The organism is Diaphorobacter sp. JS3051, from assembly GCF_015832135.1.
GTDB classification, from domain to species: domain Bacteria; phylum Pseudomonadota; class Gammaproteobacteria; order Burkholderiales; family Burkholderiaceae_C; genus Diaphorobacter; species Diaphorobacter nitroreducens.
Map to the genome: position 1 here is coordinate 258955 of NZ_CP065406.1, position 16324 is coordinate 275278.

Below are 16324 nucleotides of genomic sequence, written 5' to 3' on the forward strand. Positions count from 1 at the left end.
TTGCATTGCTGGCCGCCTCCGCCATGCAGGCGGCGCTCGCGCAGCCCACCGGCGCAACCACCGCGGCCAGGACGGCGCCGAGCCGTGAAGTGCCTGCGGCCATCGCTCGCAGTGACGAACAGCGGGCGAAGGACTGGGGGCTGAGCACGGATGAATGGACGCGCTATCGCGAGTTGATGCAGGGGCCGCTGGGCGTCTACTCGCCCAGCCTCGACCCGCTCACCGCCCTCGGCATCGAAGCACGTTCCGACGAGGAGCGCCGCCGCTACGCGGAATTGCAGGTTCGGGCCGAAGCCCGGCGGGTCGAGAAGACGCTGGCCTACCAGCGTGCCTACGACGCCGCCTGGCAACGGATCGCGCCGGGCATGGCGAGGGTCAACCTACCCGGGGCCAAGCCGACCGGCGCGAGCACCGCCATCGCATCAGGCACCGACCGAACCGCCATCTTCGTGAAGGACGGCTGTACCGCCTGCGACCAGGCCGTGCAGCGGCTGCAGACGTCGGGCGTCGAGTTCGATGTCTATGTCGTCGGCAGTCGCGCCGACGACGCGCGCATCCGTGAATGGGCACGCCGGGCCCGTATCGACCCGGCGAAGGTGCGCGCCCGGCACATCACCCTCAACCACGACGGTGGCCGCTGGCTGTCCCTCGGCCTGCAGGGCGAACTGCCCGCCGTCGTACGCCAGGTCGGCGGCCAATGGCAGCGACAGTAGGCCTCGCGCGTCTCGCGCTCCTGCTGCTGGCTTGCTGGGCGCTCGGCCAGGCGAAGGCCGAGGAGGTCCCGCCGCCGGCCTACCAGTTCGCGGCACAGCGCGCGGGCATCCCGGCAGCGGTGCTATACGCCGTGGCCTTGCAGGAGAGTGGCGCCCGGTACCACGGCCGCCTCGTGCCCTGGCCCTGGACGCTCAACGTGGCCGGGGCATCGCGTCGATTCGCCACCCGCACCGAGGCCTGCGCCGGCCTGCACCAGGCATTGCGCGACGTGCCGCGCACCCGCATCGACGCCGGCCTGGGCCAGATCAACCTGGGCTACCAGCGCCACCGCTACGACCACCCCTGCGAACTGCTCGATCCCTATCAGAACCTGGCGCTGGCCGCGCAGATCCTGCGCGAGCAGCACGCGCCGGGCCAGGACTGGCTGATCACGATCGGCCGCTACCACCGTCCCGCTGGTGGCGCACCCGCTGCGCGCTACCGACAGAGTGTTGGCCGCCACTTGGCCCGCGTACTGGGCGAGCCAGCGCGGGGCGCGGATACCCGGAGAACCCTGCCATGAAGCCTCGAATCTTCCGTCCGGCTACGCGGTGGCTGATCGGCTTGCTGCCGCTCGTGTCCGTGCCAGCCGCTTTCGCACAATCGCCGCCCTTGATCGTCGTCGAGGATCACGGCGGTGCCTCCGCGCTGCCTTACTACCAAGCCCTGGACCTGCAACCGCGCACCGGAAGCAGGCCATCACCCAGGATCGAGATGCCACGCCTGCCCGAAGGGCCTTCTGGCGAGGCGGCCATGCTGCCAGTGCGTTCGGCCCATTTGGCCCCTGGCGATGTGGCTCCCCGGGCGATCCAGGCGCCGGGGCTCACGCCGATGTTCCTGGTTGGTGATGACCAGCGCTCCCATGCCTGGCTGCGCCAGCGTGCCCCGGCGCTGCGCGAGCTCGGGGCCGTGGGGTTGGTGGTCCAGGTCGAGTCACCGCAGGCACTTGCGGCACTGCGTGCCCTGGCGCCCGGGCTGATGCTGGCGCCGGCGTCCGGGGACGAACTGGCCGGGCGCCTGGGGCTGCGCCACTACCCGGTGCTGGTGACCGCCACCGGCATCGAACAGTGAGGAAGGCCCGATGGCCCAGCCGCACGCCGTCGAAGTCCTGCTGCGGCCAGCGGTGGAGCTATACACCGTTGCCGTATGCGCAGGCGCCGCGGTGGTGTGCGTGGTGGCACCGTGGTCGCTCGCGCTGAATCCGGTACTCGGCCTCGGCAGCGGGCTGGCCTTCCTGGCCTTCGGCGCGGTCCGCCTGCGCGACGCCTGGGCCATCCTGCGCTACCGCCGCCACATCCGTCGTCTGCCACGCTACGTGATGACGAGCCGTGACGTGCCGGTGAGCCAGTACCGCCTGTTCGTTGGGCGTGGCTTCCGCTGGGAGCAACGACACACCCATCGGCTGACGCAGACCTACAAGCCCGAGTTCCAGCGCTACGCCGAACCGACGACGTTCTACCGCCTGGCGCGCCGCCTGGAGGAGCGGCTGGAGTTCGCGCCGCCGCCGCTGCCTAGGCTGGCGCGGGCATTGGCCTGGGACAGCCCGCTCAACCCCGTCCGGCCGTTGCCGCCAGTGGGTGGCATGCCGCGCCTGCATGGCATAGAGCCGCACGAAACCGACGTCACCCTGCCGCTGGGCGAGCGTGTGGGCCACACCCTGGTGCTCGGTACCACGCGCGTGGGCAAGACGCGCCTGGCCGAACTGTTCATCACCCAGGACATCCGTCGCAAGATCCAGGGCGAGCATGAGGTGGTGATCGTCTTCGATCCCAAGGGCGATGCCGACCTGCTCAAGCGCATGTATGTCGAGGCCAGGCGCGCCGGACGCGAGGGTGAGATGTACGTCTTCCACCTGGGCTGGCCCGACATCTCGGCACGCTACAACGCCGTGGGCCGGTTCGGGCGCATCTCGGAAGTCGCCACCCGCATCGCGGGGCAGCTTTCCGGCGAAGGCAACAGCGCCGCGTTCCGAGAGTTCGCCTGGCGCTTCGTCAACATCATCGCGCGCGCCCTGGTGGAACTGGGGCAGCGCCCGGACTACCTGCTGATCCAGCGCCACGTCGTCAACATCGACGCGCTGTTCATCGAGTACGCCCAGCACTTCTTTGCCCGAACCGAGCCCAAGGCCTGGGAGGTGATCGTCCAGCTCGAAGGACGCCTCAACGACAAGACCATCCCGCGCCATATGGTCGGGCGAGAGAAGCGGGTGGTGGCACTGGAGCAGTACCTGTCGCAGACGCGAACCTATGACGCGGTGCTCGACGGCCTGCGCTCTGCGGTGCGCTACGACCGCACTTACTTCGACAAGATCGTCGCTTCGCTGTTACCGCTGCTGGAGAAGCTCACCACCGGCAAGATTGCGCAACTGCTCGCCCCGAACTATTCCGACCTGTCCGACCCGCGCCCGATCTTCGACTGGATGCAGATCATCAGGAAGCGGGCCGTGGTCTATGTGGGTCTGGATGCGCTGTCCGACGCCGAAGTGGCGGCGGCCGTCGGCAACAGCATGTTCAGCGATCTGGTGTCGGTGGCGGGGCACATCTACAAGCACGGCATCGACGACGGCTTGCCGGGGGCATCGGCCAATGCCAAGGTCGCCATCAACGTTCATGCGGATGAGTTCAACGAACTGATGGGCGATGAGTTCATTCCGCTCATCAACAAGGGTGGCGGTGCAGGCATGCAGGTCACGGCCTATACGCAGACGCTCTCGGACATCGAGGCGCGCATCGGCAATCGCGCCAAGGCCGGCCAGGTCATCGGCAACTTCAACAACCTGTTCATGCTGCGGGTGCGCGAGACCGCCACCGCCGAACTGCTGACACGGCAACTGCCGAAGGTGGAGGTCTACACCACCACCCTGGTCAGCGGCGCCACCGACAGTTCCGACATCCACGGCCCGACCGACTTCACCAGCAACGCGCAGGACCGCATCAGCACGTCGAGCGTGCCGCTCATCGAGCCTGCGCACGTGGTCGGCCTGCCCAAGGGGCAGTGCTTCGCCCTCATCGAAGGCGGTAACCTGTGGAAGGTCCGCATGCCGTTGCCAGCGCCCGATCCGGACGAAGCCATGCCCCGGGACCTGCAACAACTGGCCGGCTACATGCGCCAGCACTACGCCGAGGCGGGCGAATGGTGGGAGGGCAACGGGCTGCTCCGGTTGCACGACGACGACGCGTTGCCAGCGGATCTGGCCGAGGAAGTGAAAGAAGGCACGCCGGATGAAGAGGCGCCATCGTGAAAGAGCCCGCCGCGACCGCCGAGCGACAGCAGGCACGCCAACGCGGATTGGTCGCCAGCGTGGTCACGCTGCCATGGCGCCTGTTCGGCGTGCTGGTCGCCTCGCTGCTGCTGTCCATCGTCATCGAATGCGTTGGTATGCACCTGTTCTGGCCAGACCAGGGCTGGCGCCACGCGCAGGGCATGCTCGACTACGAGCTGAACCAGCTCTCCACCCATTTCACCCGGAGCGCCGTCGTGCAGGAGCCGGGACGCACCGCGCGCTGGCTGGTGGAGGGCACCTACGAGTGGGTTTTCGTGAAGACGGGCTTGCTGGACTGGACGCGCGACGCCTCGGCGCAGGCCAGCGCACCCAGCCGAGGCGCGCACCGAGACTTCCGCCATTACCTGGCCCAGGTCTATGTCTGGACCAAGGGCTATCTGATTGCTGCCGGCTTCACCGTTCTGACGTTCATCGTCCGCCTGCTGGTCTTGGTGCTGACACTGCCCCTGTTCCTGCTCGCGGCCTTCGTCGGCCTGGTCGACGGACTCGTTCGCCGCGACATCCGCAAGTTCGGCGCCGGGCGGGAATCGGGCTTCGTCTACCACCGGGCGAAGGCGGCCTTGATGCCGCTGGCGGTGCTGCCGTGGGTGACCTACTTGGCGTTGCCGGTGTCATTGCACCCGTTGGTGATCCTGCTGCCGAGCGCGGCGATGCTCGGGGTTGCAACCAATATTGCGGCCAGTAGTTTCAAGAAGTACCTGTGATCTGTGCGCCGCTACGATGGAATATGCTTCGTCGAGTTCATCGAGACATGGGGATCAGTTTGAACATGTCTCCGCTGTACGTAGCAGCCACTCAATCTGCCGCCGAGCGGTGGAGATGACCTGACTAAAAATCCGAGCCTCGACATTTGGCTCACGATTGTCCGTCGGAAAATCCGAAGAGCGACTGCCGCCGACGAGCAGAACCTGAATCGGAGAACCCAGATACTTCGCCAGCTCGTGCCGGTAACCAATCGCCTGCACATAATCTTCGTGCTTCAGCGCGTGGCTCGGCCGCTTAAACTCGATCAGCAGGTACTGTCCACCGAGGTTCTCGTTGAGAAGCAGGTCGGGGCGTTTGTCGGCCTTGTCACCTGTGTAGGTCTTGCCGAGGACATCTTCCACTTGTCGCCGCAACGTACTGTTTGAGCTGAATAGCGAGTATTCGGCGCCAAATACCCACAAGTTTCGCTCCAGTGCCTTGTGCAAGACGGCTTCCGTCGTGGCGGCATCACGGGCAAGGCCGTCCAGTTGATCAAGGAAAACCTGACGAGCCGTCGCTTGCTGTACGAGGAATGCCATCTCCGCCAAGCCAAATTCATCCAGGCGCTCAGCTACCCCTGCGACATCGCCCGGCGTTGCCTCCGCGATATGCTCCAGAAGAATACGGTAGTCGGAACGCTCCATCGCTTCCAACAGCACGTTTACCACCGGTTCGACTTTGCTCTCCGGCTCACCGTAATACTTGTCGAGAATCTTCTTGATCGCACGATCGGCAAATGCACGTTTGTGCTCTGGCAGAGCCGACAAGCGCGTGAGGATCGCTCTCTGCAGGCGAGCCTGCGCCAACTGAATTTCGCGCCGGTACTGCTGCTCATAGGCTTCTCGCAAGATAGGCTGGACGTAGCCTTCAACTTCTTTCAGAAGCTCGCTGTTCTCGACCGCCGCATCCCAGCCCGCCGTGATGTGGTCGCGCAGTCCATCTGCTTCGATCTCGCCGTAGAGCTTTCGCAGCAGCTTGGATGGAAAGTCATCTCGTTGATCCAGGCCGAAGAACCCAGGCCGTCCAACGGCCTTGCCATCCACACGCAAAGTGATACCTGGCTGACGCAACCCGGACTTGCCGTCGCTGATAGAGAAACGCAGCTTTACCTTGCCGGCACCTGGGAGTTCCTCTTCCTGCTCCGAGTAGCTACCGGATACATCATCGACGTCGAGCCGCTTGCCGTCGATCGTGATGGCAAAGTCATCCTGTCGCCCGTAGTCCTGCAAAAGGATCTGGCGCAGCCGATTGGCATCCGGATAAGCCAGGCCCTGATGCAGATCGCTCAGCGTAATGGTCGTGCCATGCAGTTCCGGCCCACAAGGATCGCTCTGCAGGCCAATATTCAACTGTTCAATGTCTTCGACTTGGGATAGATCATCCAGCCGCAAGGTGATACGGCACAACCGACCACGGGCCCGGGTTTCAAGCGTCATCACCGCTGCGGCCATGAGCCCGGCGAACTTGCCGATGCCCTTACGCCCCTTGACCAAACGGTTCTTTCCGGCCGTACGCTCCCCGCGTCGGGAGCGCCGATCAGATGCGATCGACAGATAGTGGCGGCGCAGCTCTTCCTCGGTCATGCCAGTGCCGTCATCCTGGATGACGAGAGGGTCTCCACTCAGAGGTTTCGGGAGGAGGATCGTTACCTGCTCTGCGTCGGCATCCCATGCGTTGTCCACGAGTTCCTTCAACGCTCGCTCGGACGAGGGATATTCCTGACTCAACAATGTGGCGAGGCGGGAATCTACCTGGAAGCGCAGATGAGCACGACTCATATCGGAATCTCCGTGGGTGAGCGACGGTAGCTGGACTACGCATTGACCTCGTAGCGTAGGTAATCCGCGAGCCGTTTCGACTCGTTGATATCGTCGTGGGGCACCAGCAGGTACTTCCAGGGTTTGGTGCCTACGCTCGCCGCGTGATCGGACGCGTGCTTGCACCAGCGCATGGCGGCAGTGGCCTTGGCCTGAACCTCCTGGGTGTTGATGTCGGCGCGTGCCTTGGTCTCCACCATGAAGATGGTCGCGTCCGTCTCGGCCACGAAGTCGGGGATGTACTCCGGCTGCTCGGTGCCAAGCTTGTAGTAGATCTGGAACTGCCCCTTCGCAGGCTTGAACCACTTCGTCGCGTCGCGCTCCAGGATGATGGCGAAGCGCCGTTCGGTATCCGAGTCGAACTTCTGCAGCGGGTACAGGCAACGCGCGAAGCCGCCGAATAGCATCTGCTTGATGCGACTGGTCTCAGTCACGGTCTCCCGGAAGTGGTGAGCCGTTTGGCCCGCCGTGGCAGTGTAGTTGCACGGCTTGAGTTCGGTGAAGCCGCGACTGACCTGCACCTCGTACTCCGTCGCCTCTTCCCAGAAGTGGGCCATCATCTGCGCGTGGATTTCCCGCGCGATGAGGCGGCGGTCACGATCGAGGACATTGATGGCTTCATCCTCGGACAGATAGCCGCGCAGGTGCTGCACCATCTGGCCTGCGAGGTCGTAGAGCAGATCGGCGTGGGTGAAGTAGTCGATGTCGTCGAAGTCCACCAGCGCGTGGACGATGTAGTCCTCTGGGCGCTGCTCCTTGAGCCCGACCTCGGCGGCAAGGGTGAACTGCTCGTTGGTGCGCAGCATCTGCCCGACGATCTCGCGCTCACCCGGCTGGAGATGGAGCTGGCTCACATCCAGCTTGAAGGCGTGGAAGCCCGTTGTGACTTCGCCAGTCGGCACCACCGCGATGCGCGGGATGTCGATGGTCTGCTGCACCACGATCTCGGTGGTCTTTGCCACCACGGCGGACAAATCAAGAGCGGAGGCCGATGCATCCACGCCCGCCAGCAATTCGCCTTGCAGGGGCTTCAACCGTTCCGCCACCTCTGCGAGGATTTCCTTCTGCACTTCGGGTTTCAGCAGCGCGCTGCTGGTGGGCACCAGATCGCGCTTGACCTCGTACTTGCCGATGACGTCCATGACCACGCGCGCGGCCTGCTTCTCCGCCTCCGTGCTGAACACCGGTTGGGGCACGGAGACTTTCGCTCCACTGTCAGTGGCTGAAGCCCCCGTGACCACGACCGGGGCTTCCGTCAGACCGAGGCGCGCCGCTGCCCCGGACTGGACCTGCACGCTGACCTTCTTATCGTCGGTGCTCGGCGCATCGAGGATGACCTGCCTCAGGCGAATCGGCGAGTCGCCGCGGTTGGCTTCGTCAATGATCTCCTGGAACTTGTCGTGTGCGACGATGTTCAAGCGATCCACCGCCGCGACGCCCGTGCGCTTGCCGTAGGGCAGACGCAGGCCACGTCCGATGGATTGTTCGATCAACGTGCGGGCATTGGCGGCGCGCAGCGGCACGATGGTGTAGAGGTTGGTCACGTCCCAACCCTCTTTGAGCATGTTGACGTGAATCACGATCTCGGTCGGTTCGTCCACGCTCTCCACGGCCAACAGGCGGGTGATCATCTCTTCTTCTTCCGCGCCGGTACGGCTGGAATCGACCTGAATCACCTTGCCCTGATAGCGCCCCTCATAGAAGGCTTCCGACTCCAGCAGCGCCAAGAGTTGCCCCGCGTGCGTGGTATCGCGAGCGATGACGAGCATGAAGGGCTTGACCGGCTTGACGCCGTTCTCGCGGGCATAGGTGAGCAGCTCGACCTTGGTCGTCTCGTGCAGGCGCACACCGTCTTCCAGCTTGGTCTTCTCGATCTCCTCGGGCGTGTGCGCCTTGGCGTCGAAGTTGCGCTGGGTGACCACGGCAGGCTCTTTGACGAAGCCGTCCTCCATCGCCCGCGCCAGCGGATAGTCCATCACCACGTTCTTGAATGGTACCGGCCCCTTAGTAGATTCGACGAATGGCGTCGCAGTCACCTCCAGGCCAAACAGCGGCCTCAGTTCATTGATGGAACGCACACCCGCGCTGGCGCGGTAACGATGCGATTCGTCCATCAGCAGCACGAGGTCGGGCAGGTTGGCGAGATGGTTGAAGTAGCTGTCGCCCAGCACTTCCTTCATCCGCTTAATGCGCGGCTCCTTGCCGCCGCGCACCTCGGAGTTGATTTTGGAGATGTTGAAGATGTTGATGCGCACGTCGTGGGCGAAGCCCTGTGGCTGATCATCCACCGCCGCGCCGGTCTGGTCGTAGTTGTCGCCGGTGATGATCAGCGGCGGTTGCTGCGCGAACTCGGCAATCCCCTTGAACACGTACTTCGGCGTGTTGCGCGTGAAGTCCGTGATGAGTTTGTTGTAGATCGTCAGGTTGGGCGCGAGCACAAAGAAGTTGTTGATGCCGTGGGCCAGATGCAGGTAGGCGATGAAGGCTCCCATGAGGCGCGTCTTGCCCACGCCTGTTGCCAGCGCAAAGCACAGTGACGGAAATTCGCGCTCGAAGTCCTCCAGCGTGCAGAACTCGGCCTTCAACGTGGAAAGAATCGCCGAGACATCCCGCTCGTGGCCCAAAAGTTCGGGCGCTGCGTCGAGCGCGCTAACCAGCTTGACGAGAGATTCTGCCTGGGGCGGACGAAGAGACAGACGACCGGTGACGGCGTGCAGGACGCGGGCGTTCATTATTCGTTCTCCCCAAATAGGCCGCCTTGTCCCGCGTTGGCGAGGGCGGCTTTTCTGCTCTTGGTGTTCTTGGCGGTATTACCAGGGGCCACAGACTCGGCTTTCTCCATCTCCGCCATCGGCAAGTTACTCACATTCAGGCTGTAGTCATCGCGGCCCCAATGGCAGCGGGCCAGCACCATCTTCGGGATCTTCTTCAGCGTCAGGTTCGGCCAGCGCTCCGCCGCACTGGCCGCCGTGACGCCGTGGAAAGCGGCGCAGCACACCAGCAGGCTTTGCTCCGCGCCGACTTCATCAGACAGCGCCTGCAACTGCTCCGCAGACAGGTTCTGCGTAGTGACATAAATGAAATCGCGCTCGCTGGAATGGCCGTGCTGCCACCAGCGCGTCTCCGAGGGCGCGTAGGTGAAGCCTTCCAGCTTGGCCAACGCTTCGGCCAACTGCGCAGCGTTGTATTCGGGATTGATCACCAGGTTGCCCCAGCGATCGTTGACGATCAGACTGGGCGCGAGGCGGTAGTAGCGGAAGCCGCCGCCGCCTTGCCAACCAACTGCCTTTGATATTCCCGACTGATCTTCACCATCAATGACAGCTTTGAGTCGAGGAATGATATGAGTGTGGCAATGCTCCCCAAGCTCAACCATGATCCAGCGGCGACCCATCTTGTGTGCAACAGCTCCGGTAGTTCCGGAGCCGGCAAATGAGTCAAGAACAATGTCCCCAATGGTCGTGGAGAGTTCAAGACATCTCTTGATTAGCGCCTCGGGTTTCTTTCCATTCGGGAACGAAACACCACCCTCGTTATGCAAGTTGTTCGATAGCAAGTCATCCCAAAGATTCGTTAGAGGTGAGGCGGTCGTTGATTTACCGTCAATGACGCGAGTCTTAGCTTTGTAGAAGACTAGCTGCTCGCCCCCGAGGAAGTAGTAGTCATCCTTGTCCTCTCGCACAGATCGGTACACCTTGGTGCGGTCAGCGGTTGAACGAGCAAGGGCATCTCTCGCCGACTCATTGACATCCTTGGGAGCAACCCGTGCGGTACGAACAACTCGATGGGCGTTGGTCACGACAAAATCGGACAACTTGGCTTCTAGCTTATCTGCGAATTTCGCCTTGGCGTCATCCCACGATTGAAGTTTGTTGCTTCGAAGGAATGCCTCACGAAGCCCGATAAGGCACCAGTCTTGGAAATCGTCCTCATAGTTCTCGATGAACTTGGAGTACCTGTCATCGCGAGGCCCGGGAACATAGACTCTGTTCGGAGACCAGACATCCTTATTCTTCGCGTAGTACAGAATGTAGTTATTTGTCGTGACAAGCCCTGGATTGACGGCTTTCGGCCCTGAGGCCGAACTCTGCTTGAAGGTCACTACCCCGATGCGATTACGCCGACCGAAAACTTCGTCAAGCAATGCGATCAGGTAGCCAAGCTCGTTGTCGTCGATGTGCACGAACAGCGTTCCGTCATCGGACAGTAATCGCCGAAGCGACTCAGCGCGATCACGAATGAGCCCAAGCCAAATGGAGTGCTCGTATCCATCATCGTAGTGCTCAAACGCCTGTTGCGTATTAAAGGGCGGGTCGATGTAGATGCACTTCACCTTGCCGGAGAACTCCTGCTCCAGCGCCTTGAGCGCCAGCAGGTTGTCACCGAAGATCAGCCGGCTGTCGAAGATGTCGTTGTCGGAAACACGATGTTTGGCGTGATAGGACTTTTCAGGATCTTCAAGCAGGATGCGCGGCTCCAGTTTGGGCCGCTTCTCCTTACCGATCCAGGTGAGTTCTAGTTTTTGCTTGCTCATGGCACTGCTCTCAGAGTTGTGGCGCGCGGCTCGACAAGTAGTCGATCAGGCGCTTGCGGGGATACGCGTCCGCTGCATTTTGAATATGGCGTAGTGGTGCTATGGCCGGATCGGCGGCCAGCGCGAAATGTGTTTCCATCAGGTCGGCTAGTGTAGTGTTTGATTCTTAATGAAACTTAATTGAGCAACCACGCTCCAATGCTCTACTACGGTTTGCATTGGAGTGAAAAATTGCGAGTTGCCCCGACGATTGTGTTGACGGATGAAGAGGAAAGCGAGCTGAGCCGGCTGGCGCGCTCCAAGCGCACCAGCGTCAGATTGGCCCAGCGCGCCCAGATCGTGCTGCTGGCCGCGCAGGGGCTGCAAAACAAGGATATTGCCGAGCAGCTTGGCATTGGGCGCGTGCAGGTGGCGCGCTGGCGTGAACGCTACCTGCAATTGGGGCTGCAAGGTATCGAGCGCGACTTGCCGCGCGGCGCACCGCCGGTGAAGGTGGATGTGGCCAAGCTTGTGAAGCTAACCACACAGACCAAGCCCGAGGCGGCCACGCACTGGAGCACGCGCACGATGGCCGCTGAGTTGGGCGTCAGCGCCAGCACCGTGATGCGCCATTGGCAGGCCCACGGTCTCAAGCCTCACATCGTGCGCGGCTTCAAGGTCTCGCGCGATCCGCAGTTCGTGCAAAAGCTCGAAGACATCGTGGGGCTTTACATGTCGCCGCCCGAGCATGCGCTGGTGCTGTGCTGCGACGAAAAGAGCCAGGTGCAGGCGCTGGACCGAACGCAGCCCGGGCTGCCGCTCAAGAAGGGGCGCGCGGCCACCATGACGCACGACTACAAGCGCAACGGCACAACCACCTTGTTCGCTGCGCTCAACGTGCTCAACGGTCAGGTCATCGGCCAGTGCCAGCAGCGCCACACCCACATCGAGTGGCTGAAGTTCCTGCGTCAAATCAATCGGGAGACGCCCAAGGACAAGACGCTGCATCTGATCGCCGACAACTACGCCACGCACAAGCATCCAGCTGTGCAGGAGTGGCTGGCCAAGCACCCCAGATTCAACATGCACTTCACGCCGACCTCGGCATCGTGGCTGAACATGGTCGAGCGCTTCTTTCGCGACATCTCCGAGAACCGGCTACGCCGCGGGGTGTTCACCAGCGTGCCCGAACTCGTCTCGGCCATCGATGAGTACATCGCGCATCACAACACCAACCCCAAGCCGTTCATCTGGACCAAGAACGCTCGCGACATCCTGCAAAAGGTCATCCGCGCCAATAGCCGATTAAGTTCCAAACAGAATGCAACACTACACTAGGAAGGCTGTGACGTTGCCCTGATTGCGGAAGTAAGCCAACGGCCCCTCAAGAATGAGCCGTTGCTCGCCGAGATCGAAAGTCTGCTGTCGGAGTTGATCGAGCGGCTGGCTGATCAACGCGGGAATCGTCGCGGGGTCAATGACGGCTGCTGCGCGAATGCGGTTGCGCAGGCGCTTCATCATGACTGTCGTGATCAAGTGAATGCCATGTCGATAGATCAGGCGTTCTTGACTGCGCGCAGGGGCGTTCCGTTCGTAATCCACCACGAGGGTGCGAATCGCGCGGTGGTACAGGACGGCGTTGACCAACAACGCCCCCGATAGGCCGGCGGTGAACAGCCCTTGGTATTCGACGGAGTCGGGATTTGCGAGTCGCGCCGGTTCGGTCTTGAGCCAAACAGCGTAGCGTGGGTCGTTCTGTTGCAAGGCTAGCGCCCGCAGCGCCTCGTCGAGCGTGATGGCCCCAGCACCGGTTGCGAGGGCCTCGGGGCGATAGTGGTAATCGAAGCCCAGGTGGCCAATCTCCTGCCGCAGCCGCTCCTGGTTCTCGTCAAGCGACGCGAAGTTCGCGGCTTGAACCGGGTTCTGGTGGTTGCGAGCCTTGGTCACGCTCTTCCCAAACTGGCCGTCTGCCGATGCCTTGATCAACGTGAGCATCACCTTGGCGTCATCGATGCTCCTGCCCGGATGCTGCCTCACGAACTCAGCAGCCGACGCCACGGTCTGCGCGCCGTTGATGATGGACAGGCCCCGCACCTTGAACTTCTTGATGCCGTTCTTGTTGGCCTTGGGTTCGATCAGGTCGCAGACGGCAGTGACGCCGTTATTCAAATAGAAGAAGTCTGCGGGACAGTCATGCAAGGTCGTCTTGATGGCCTTGTTGACATCGGATTTGCTGCTGCCTAGGAAGTAACGGATGTTGCGCTCATACAGGGCTTTTCCGTGCGTCTGGTGCAGAACCACCAAATCTGCCAGCCGCGCTATTCCGTAGTACGTTGTCCGCGGCATCTCAACTTTCGCATGCTTTTGCAACGCGACATCCGCATGCACGGGCTGGTAGGCCTGCTCCGCCAGCAGGTCGCGGGTAATCTCGACTGCCGTGTAGTACCCCACCTGCTTGTCCAAGCGCTCTTCATCAAAGTCTTCGTCATCAAGCAGCGCCTGCAAGGCATCGCGTGCCGTTTGCGACACACCATCGCCGGTGTAAGGCACGACCAGCTTGATATGGCAGCACGTATCGAGTGCGCCCTCGATATCGGCCTTCCGATTCTGGACGTTGCCGTTGAACGCGGTGAAGTCCTGTTTGAGCAACAGGCGAATGCCCTCGCAGAACGGCAGTGCATCCTCCTGCTTGAATTGCTCAGATTCCTTCAGCTTGGTTTGCAGAAGGTACAGCGTCTCCGATGGCGCGTGATAGTGGATCGCATCGATGCCCTTGTCGTTGAAGTCGTCAACGACCGAAGCGGCGGCCGCCTGCGGCGTGATGTCGAGCAGCTTGTGCAGGGCGAAGGCACTGAAGGCTCGTGAGAGTTGCTTTGCCGCCTGATCGGTAGGATTGGCGTTGCCGAGCAACGGGGGCAGGAACGGCACGAAGCGGGCGGCGAGCGCCTGCTTCAGGATGGTCATGTACTGAGGTTCGAGCGCTGCCATGTCAATGGTATTTCCCGTATCGGTTCTCGAATGCGGGCTTCGTACCTTCCAGTATGGTCACGACGACTTCGTTCAACCCTGTGTTCTCGATGGCTCCCGATTCATAGCTGATGGTGGAGTCCAACGCTCGGTCGAACCTCGCATGGATGATCTGCTCTGCATCGCAAACAACCGCCAGGTTGGGGTTGTGCGTAACCATGATGATCTGCCTCTGCTTTTTGGCTTCGGAGAGAACGGGAACGAGCAGACGGAACACCGTCTCGTTGTCAAGATTCTCTTCCGGCTGATCGAGAATGATGGGGGTCTTTCCCTTGTCCACCAGCAAGTAGAAGATCAGCAGAAGCGCGCCACGTTGGCCAGGAGACAGTTGCTCGATCTGCGTGTCCTGGAAGAGCAGCGAGTACCGGGGCTCAAGGAAGTTCAAGCCAAAGATGAGGTCATAGACAGCCGTGGCAGGCTGCCCCTTCTTCAGCAAGCTGAATATTCCGGCATCTGAACCGGAGGCCTTTGCAGCTGCCAACACCTTTTCCTGCAAGGAAGCAATGAAGGCTAGCGCCCCATCCTTAGTGTTCAGGTCATGGCCATCGAACAATCTTCTGATGGTCGCCAGGGCTTCGTCCTGCCCGCGAAAGTCACCCGAGGTTTGCTTGATCAGAGCAAACAATTGGTCGGCGATAGCATCAGCGGATGCCGCCAGCGTTGCCTGAAACTGCAGCCTGTAGTCCTCGCGTATCAGGACGTTCTTCTGAATCAGGTCCTGCACCGGCTTGAACAATTCCGCGCGCGCACGCCGCTGTGCATCAAGAGTGTCGAAGATTTCCCCGGACAGCTGCAAACGCCTCGCTTCCAAAGCCTTGAGCTGCTGCGGAAGTTCCTTGATCTGCTCAATCCTGGTTTCCAATCCGACCTTGGTCTCAGGCTCGGTGATTGAGCCGATGAGTTCGTCACGCTTTGCGTTCCATTCCGCAAGCTGGCGCTGATAGGCTTCATACTGCTGTTGCGGAGCGTTCAACTTTGCAGTGAGACCTTGCTGAGTTGCGGTGACGGCATTGAGGGCTTCCGCCAGCTTTTCGGCCTCGTTTTTTATCTCGCTTTGCTTCGTTGCCAACTCGGTCGATTTTTGGTCCAGAACGGCGGTCTTGATTTCGATGGCAGCGAGATCGGTCCAGGCGAAACCGAGAAGTTTGACATCGTCGGAGACGGCCTTTTCGGCTTGATCGAAAGATCGCTGAAGCAACCTCAACTGCTCGCGAATATTCCCTATGGCCTTTTGGCGTTTGGCCAGTTCCGTGGTCTCGCCAGTAATCTTTTGGCTGCGCTTTCTGGCGGCTTCGGCCTGTTGAGTTGCTGCAGCCAAGCCTTCAGCCGCTTGCTTCTGCGCGGGGCTCATTGCTTCGGTCGGCGCAGCGACCTCCGCAGGCTTCAGCTTGTCGTGTTCCTCGATCTGCTTTCCCTTCAGCAAAAGCAGATCGGTGAGTTTCTTCAACTCAATGGGTTGAAGCTGCTCCTCGATGCGAACGATGTCTGCGTTGGTCGATGCCAGCTCCTTACGGTACTCACCCAATCGATTCCTGAGCGATTGCTCCTGCTGTTCGGTCAACTGATCAAAGTCGAGTGCGCCAAGCCGCATTTCTTCGCTCGCATGGGAGAAGATCACTGCCCTCAGCTCTTTCTCAAATGCGTTCGACTTGCCCGATACGTGCTCATTGCAAAGCTCTTCGAAGTAGCCCTGCGGGATGTAGCGAACAAGCTCCGCCTTTTCCTCTGATGGCGATTCATTCAACGGCCGGGACTCGGTGCTTTCGTCTCGCCAGGTCAGCGTTCCGGTGAAGTGCCGTGCGGGCTCGCCGGTCTTGCCCCAAAAGCGATCCTTCTTCAAAAAGCTGAAGTGCTTGGATTGCTTGGAGTTGCCGAGTGTCGCGATGACATCCGCCAAAGCGCTCTTGCCGCTTCCCTTGTTCCCAATGACGGCGACAAGATCGGGATTCAGCGGGATGTCACAGCCGTGCAGCCACCGCCCGACGCCAGCCTTGTCCACTGTTTTGCTAATCTCGATAGATTCAATGTAGAAGGTCTTGTTGGAGTCGACTTCTTGAACCTTGGGCGGCGTGTCGCCAATGAAGGAGCGTTTTGCCGGTTCAAGAATAGCTTGCTTAACAGGCCGTTGAAAAATCCCCCGCCGACGCCCGCGTTGGCCGCTACGATCTGAAGCCATCGGTGAACGAC

12 protein-coding genes are annotated in these 16324 nt (G+C 61.4%); 6 read left to right on the top strand and 6 right to left on the bottom strand.

Features of this window, described 5'->3' with window-relative positions; all coding sequences use genetic code 11:
* The first annotated feature begins 23 nt into the window (after positions 1-23).
* From I3K84_RS01285 to I3K84_RS01305, 5 genes are read left to right on the top strand one after another with little or no spacing between them, the layout of a single operon-like run.
* A complete protein-coding gene (locus I3K84_RS01285; protein ID WP_370567820.1) occupies positions 24-713 on the top strand; it encodes a TIGR03759 family integrating conjugative element protein in 690 nt (229 codons plus the stop codon).
* Positions 698-1276: a transglycosylase SLT domain-containing protein gene (locus I3K84_RS01290; RefSeq protein ID WP_021205469.1), complete on the top strand. Its 579-nt coding sequence runs from the start codon at positions 698-700 to the stop codon at positions 1274-1276. The genes I3K84_RS01285 and I3K84_RS01290 overlap by 16 nt, the downstream gene beginning before the upstream one ends.
* The gene (locus I3K84_RS01295) at positions 1273-1824 is read left to right on the top strand and encodes an integrating conjugative element protein (protein ID WP_021205468.1); all 552 of its coding nucleotides are present in this window, start codon (positions 1273-1275) and stop codon (positions 1822-1824) included. Before I3K84_RS01290 ends, I3K84_RS01295 begins: the two co-directional genes overlap by 4 nt.
* A 10-nt stretch (positions 1825-1834) precedes the next feature.
* Positions 1835-3994: a type IV conjugative transfer system coupling protein TraD gene (gene traD, locus I3K84_RS01300; protein ID WP_196995350.1), complete on the top strand. Its 2160-nt coding sequence runs from the start codon at positions 1835-1837 to the stop codon at positions 3992-3994.
* Complete coding sequence (locus tag I3K84_RS01305; protein WP_196995351.1) at positions 3991-4740, top strand: TIGR03747 family integrating conjugative element membrane protein; 750 nt, start codon at positions 3991-3993, stop codon at positions 4738-4740. Before traD ends, I3K84_RS01305 begins: the two co-directional genes overlap by 4 nt.
* A 54-nt stretch (positions 4741-4794) precedes the next feature.
* On the opposite strand, the gene I3K84_RS01310 is transcribed toward I3K84_RS01305, so the two are convergent.
* From I3K84_RS01310 to I3K84_RS22400, 4 genes are read right to left on the bottom strand one after another with little or no spacing between them, the layout of a single operon-like run.
* Positions 4795-6558, bottom strand: a complete 1764-nt coding sequence (locus I3K84_RS01310; RefSeq protein ID WP_021205465.1) for an ATP-binding protein — start codon at positions 6556-6558, stop codon at positions 4795-4797.
* 35 nt (positions 6559-6593) lie between these two features.
* Entirely contained in the window at positions 6594-9329 is a 2736-nt protein-coding gene (locus I3K84_RS01315; RefSeq protein ID WP_196995352.1) for a DEAD/DEAH box helicase, read from the bottom strand.
* Positions 9329-11131 carry a site-specific DNA-methyltransferase gene (locus I3K84_RS01320; RefSeq protein ID WP_164133161.1) on the bottom strand — a complete coding sequence of 601 codons (1803 nt, stop codon included), beginning with the start codon at positions 11129-11131 and terminating at the stop codon, positions 9329-9331. Before I3K84_RS01320 ends, I3K84_RS01315 begins: the two co-directional genes overlap by 1 nt.
* A gap of 10 nt (positions 11132-11141) precedes the next feature.
* A complete protein-coding gene (locus tag I3K84_RS22400; protein ID WP_255519451.1) occupies positions 11142-11270 on the bottom strand; it encodes a hypothetical protein in 129 nt (42 codons plus the stop codon).
* Between the two features lie 59 nt (positions 11271-11329).
* On the opposite strand from I3K84_RS22400, the gene I3K84_RS01325 reads away from it, so the two are divergent.
* The gene (locus I3K84_RS01325; protein WP_231403305.1) at positions 11330-12448 is read left to right on the top strand and encodes an IS630 family transposase; all 1119 of its coding nucleotides are present in this window, start codon (positions 11330-11332) and stop codon (positions 12446-12448) included.
* On the opposite strand, the gene I3K84_RS01330 is transcribed toward I3K84_RS01325, so the two are convergent.
* Both I3K84_RS01330 and I3K84_RS01335 read right to left on the bottom strand, forming a co-directional pair.
* A complete protein-coding gene (locus I3K84_RS01330; RefSeq protein WP_370567764.1) occupies positions 12440-14098 on the bottom strand; it encodes an AIPR family protein in 1659 nt (552 codons plus the stop codon). The two genes, I3K84_RS01325 and I3K84_RS01330, sit on opposite strands and share 9 nt — an antisense overlap.
* A gap of 1 nt (position 14099) precedes the next feature.
* Positions 14100-16313, bottom strand: coding sequence for a TrlF family AAA-like ATPase (locus tag I3K84_RS01335; RefSeq protein ID WP_231403386.1), 2214 nt, complete (start codon positions 16311-16313; stop codon positions 14100-14102).
* Between the last annotated feature and the right edge of the window lie 11 nt (positions 16314-16324).

Excerpts from the sequence above, each read along its gene's own strand:
- I3K84_RS01285 (WP_370567820.1), top strand. The coding sequence starts at position 24 with ATGCAGGCGGCGCTCGCGCAGCCCACCGGCGCAACCACCGCGGCCAGG.
- I3K84_RS01290 (WP_021205469.1), top strand. The coding sequence starts at position 698 with ATGGCAGCGACAGTAGGCCTCGCGCGTCTCGCGCTCCTGCTGCTGGCT.
- I3K84_RS01295 (WP_021205468.1), top strand. The coding sequence starts at position 1,273 with ATGAAGCCTCGAATCTTCCGTCCGGCTACGCGGTGGCTGATCGGCTTG.
- traD (WP_196995350.1), top strand. The coding sequence starts at position 1,835 with ATGGCCCAGCCGCACGCCGTCGAAGTCCTGCTGCGGCCAGCGGTGGAG.
- I3K84_RS01310 (WP_021205465.1), bottom strand. The coding sequence starts at position 6,558 with ATGAGTCGTGCTCATCTGCGCTTCCAGGTAGATTCCCGCCTCGCCACA.
- I3K84_RS01315 (WP_196995352.1), bottom strand. The coding sequence starts at position 9,329 with ATGAACGCCCGCGTCCTGCACGCCGTCACCGGTCGTCTGTCTCTTCGT.
- I3K84_RS01320 (WP_164133161.1), bottom strand. The coding sequence starts at position 11,131 with ATGAGCAAGCAAAAACTAGAACTCACCTGGATCGGTAAGGAGAAGCGG.
- I3K84_RS22400 (WP_255519451.1), bottom strand. The coding sequence starts at position 11,270 with ATGGAAACACATTTCGCGCTGGCCGCCGATCCGGCCATAGCACCACTA.
- I3K84_RS01325 (WP_231403305.1), top strand. The coding sequence starts at position 11,330 with ATGCTCTACTACGGTTTGCATTGGAGTGAAAAATTGCGAGTTGCCCCG.
- I3K84_RS01330 (WP_370567764.1), bottom strand. The coding sequence starts at position 14,098 with ATGGCAGCGCTCGAACCTCAGTACATGACCATCCTGAAGCAGGCGCTC.
- I3K84_RS01335 (WP_231403386.1), bottom strand. The coding sequence starts at position 16,313 with ATGGCTTCAGATCGTAGCGGCCAACGCGGGCGTCGGCGGGGGATTTTT.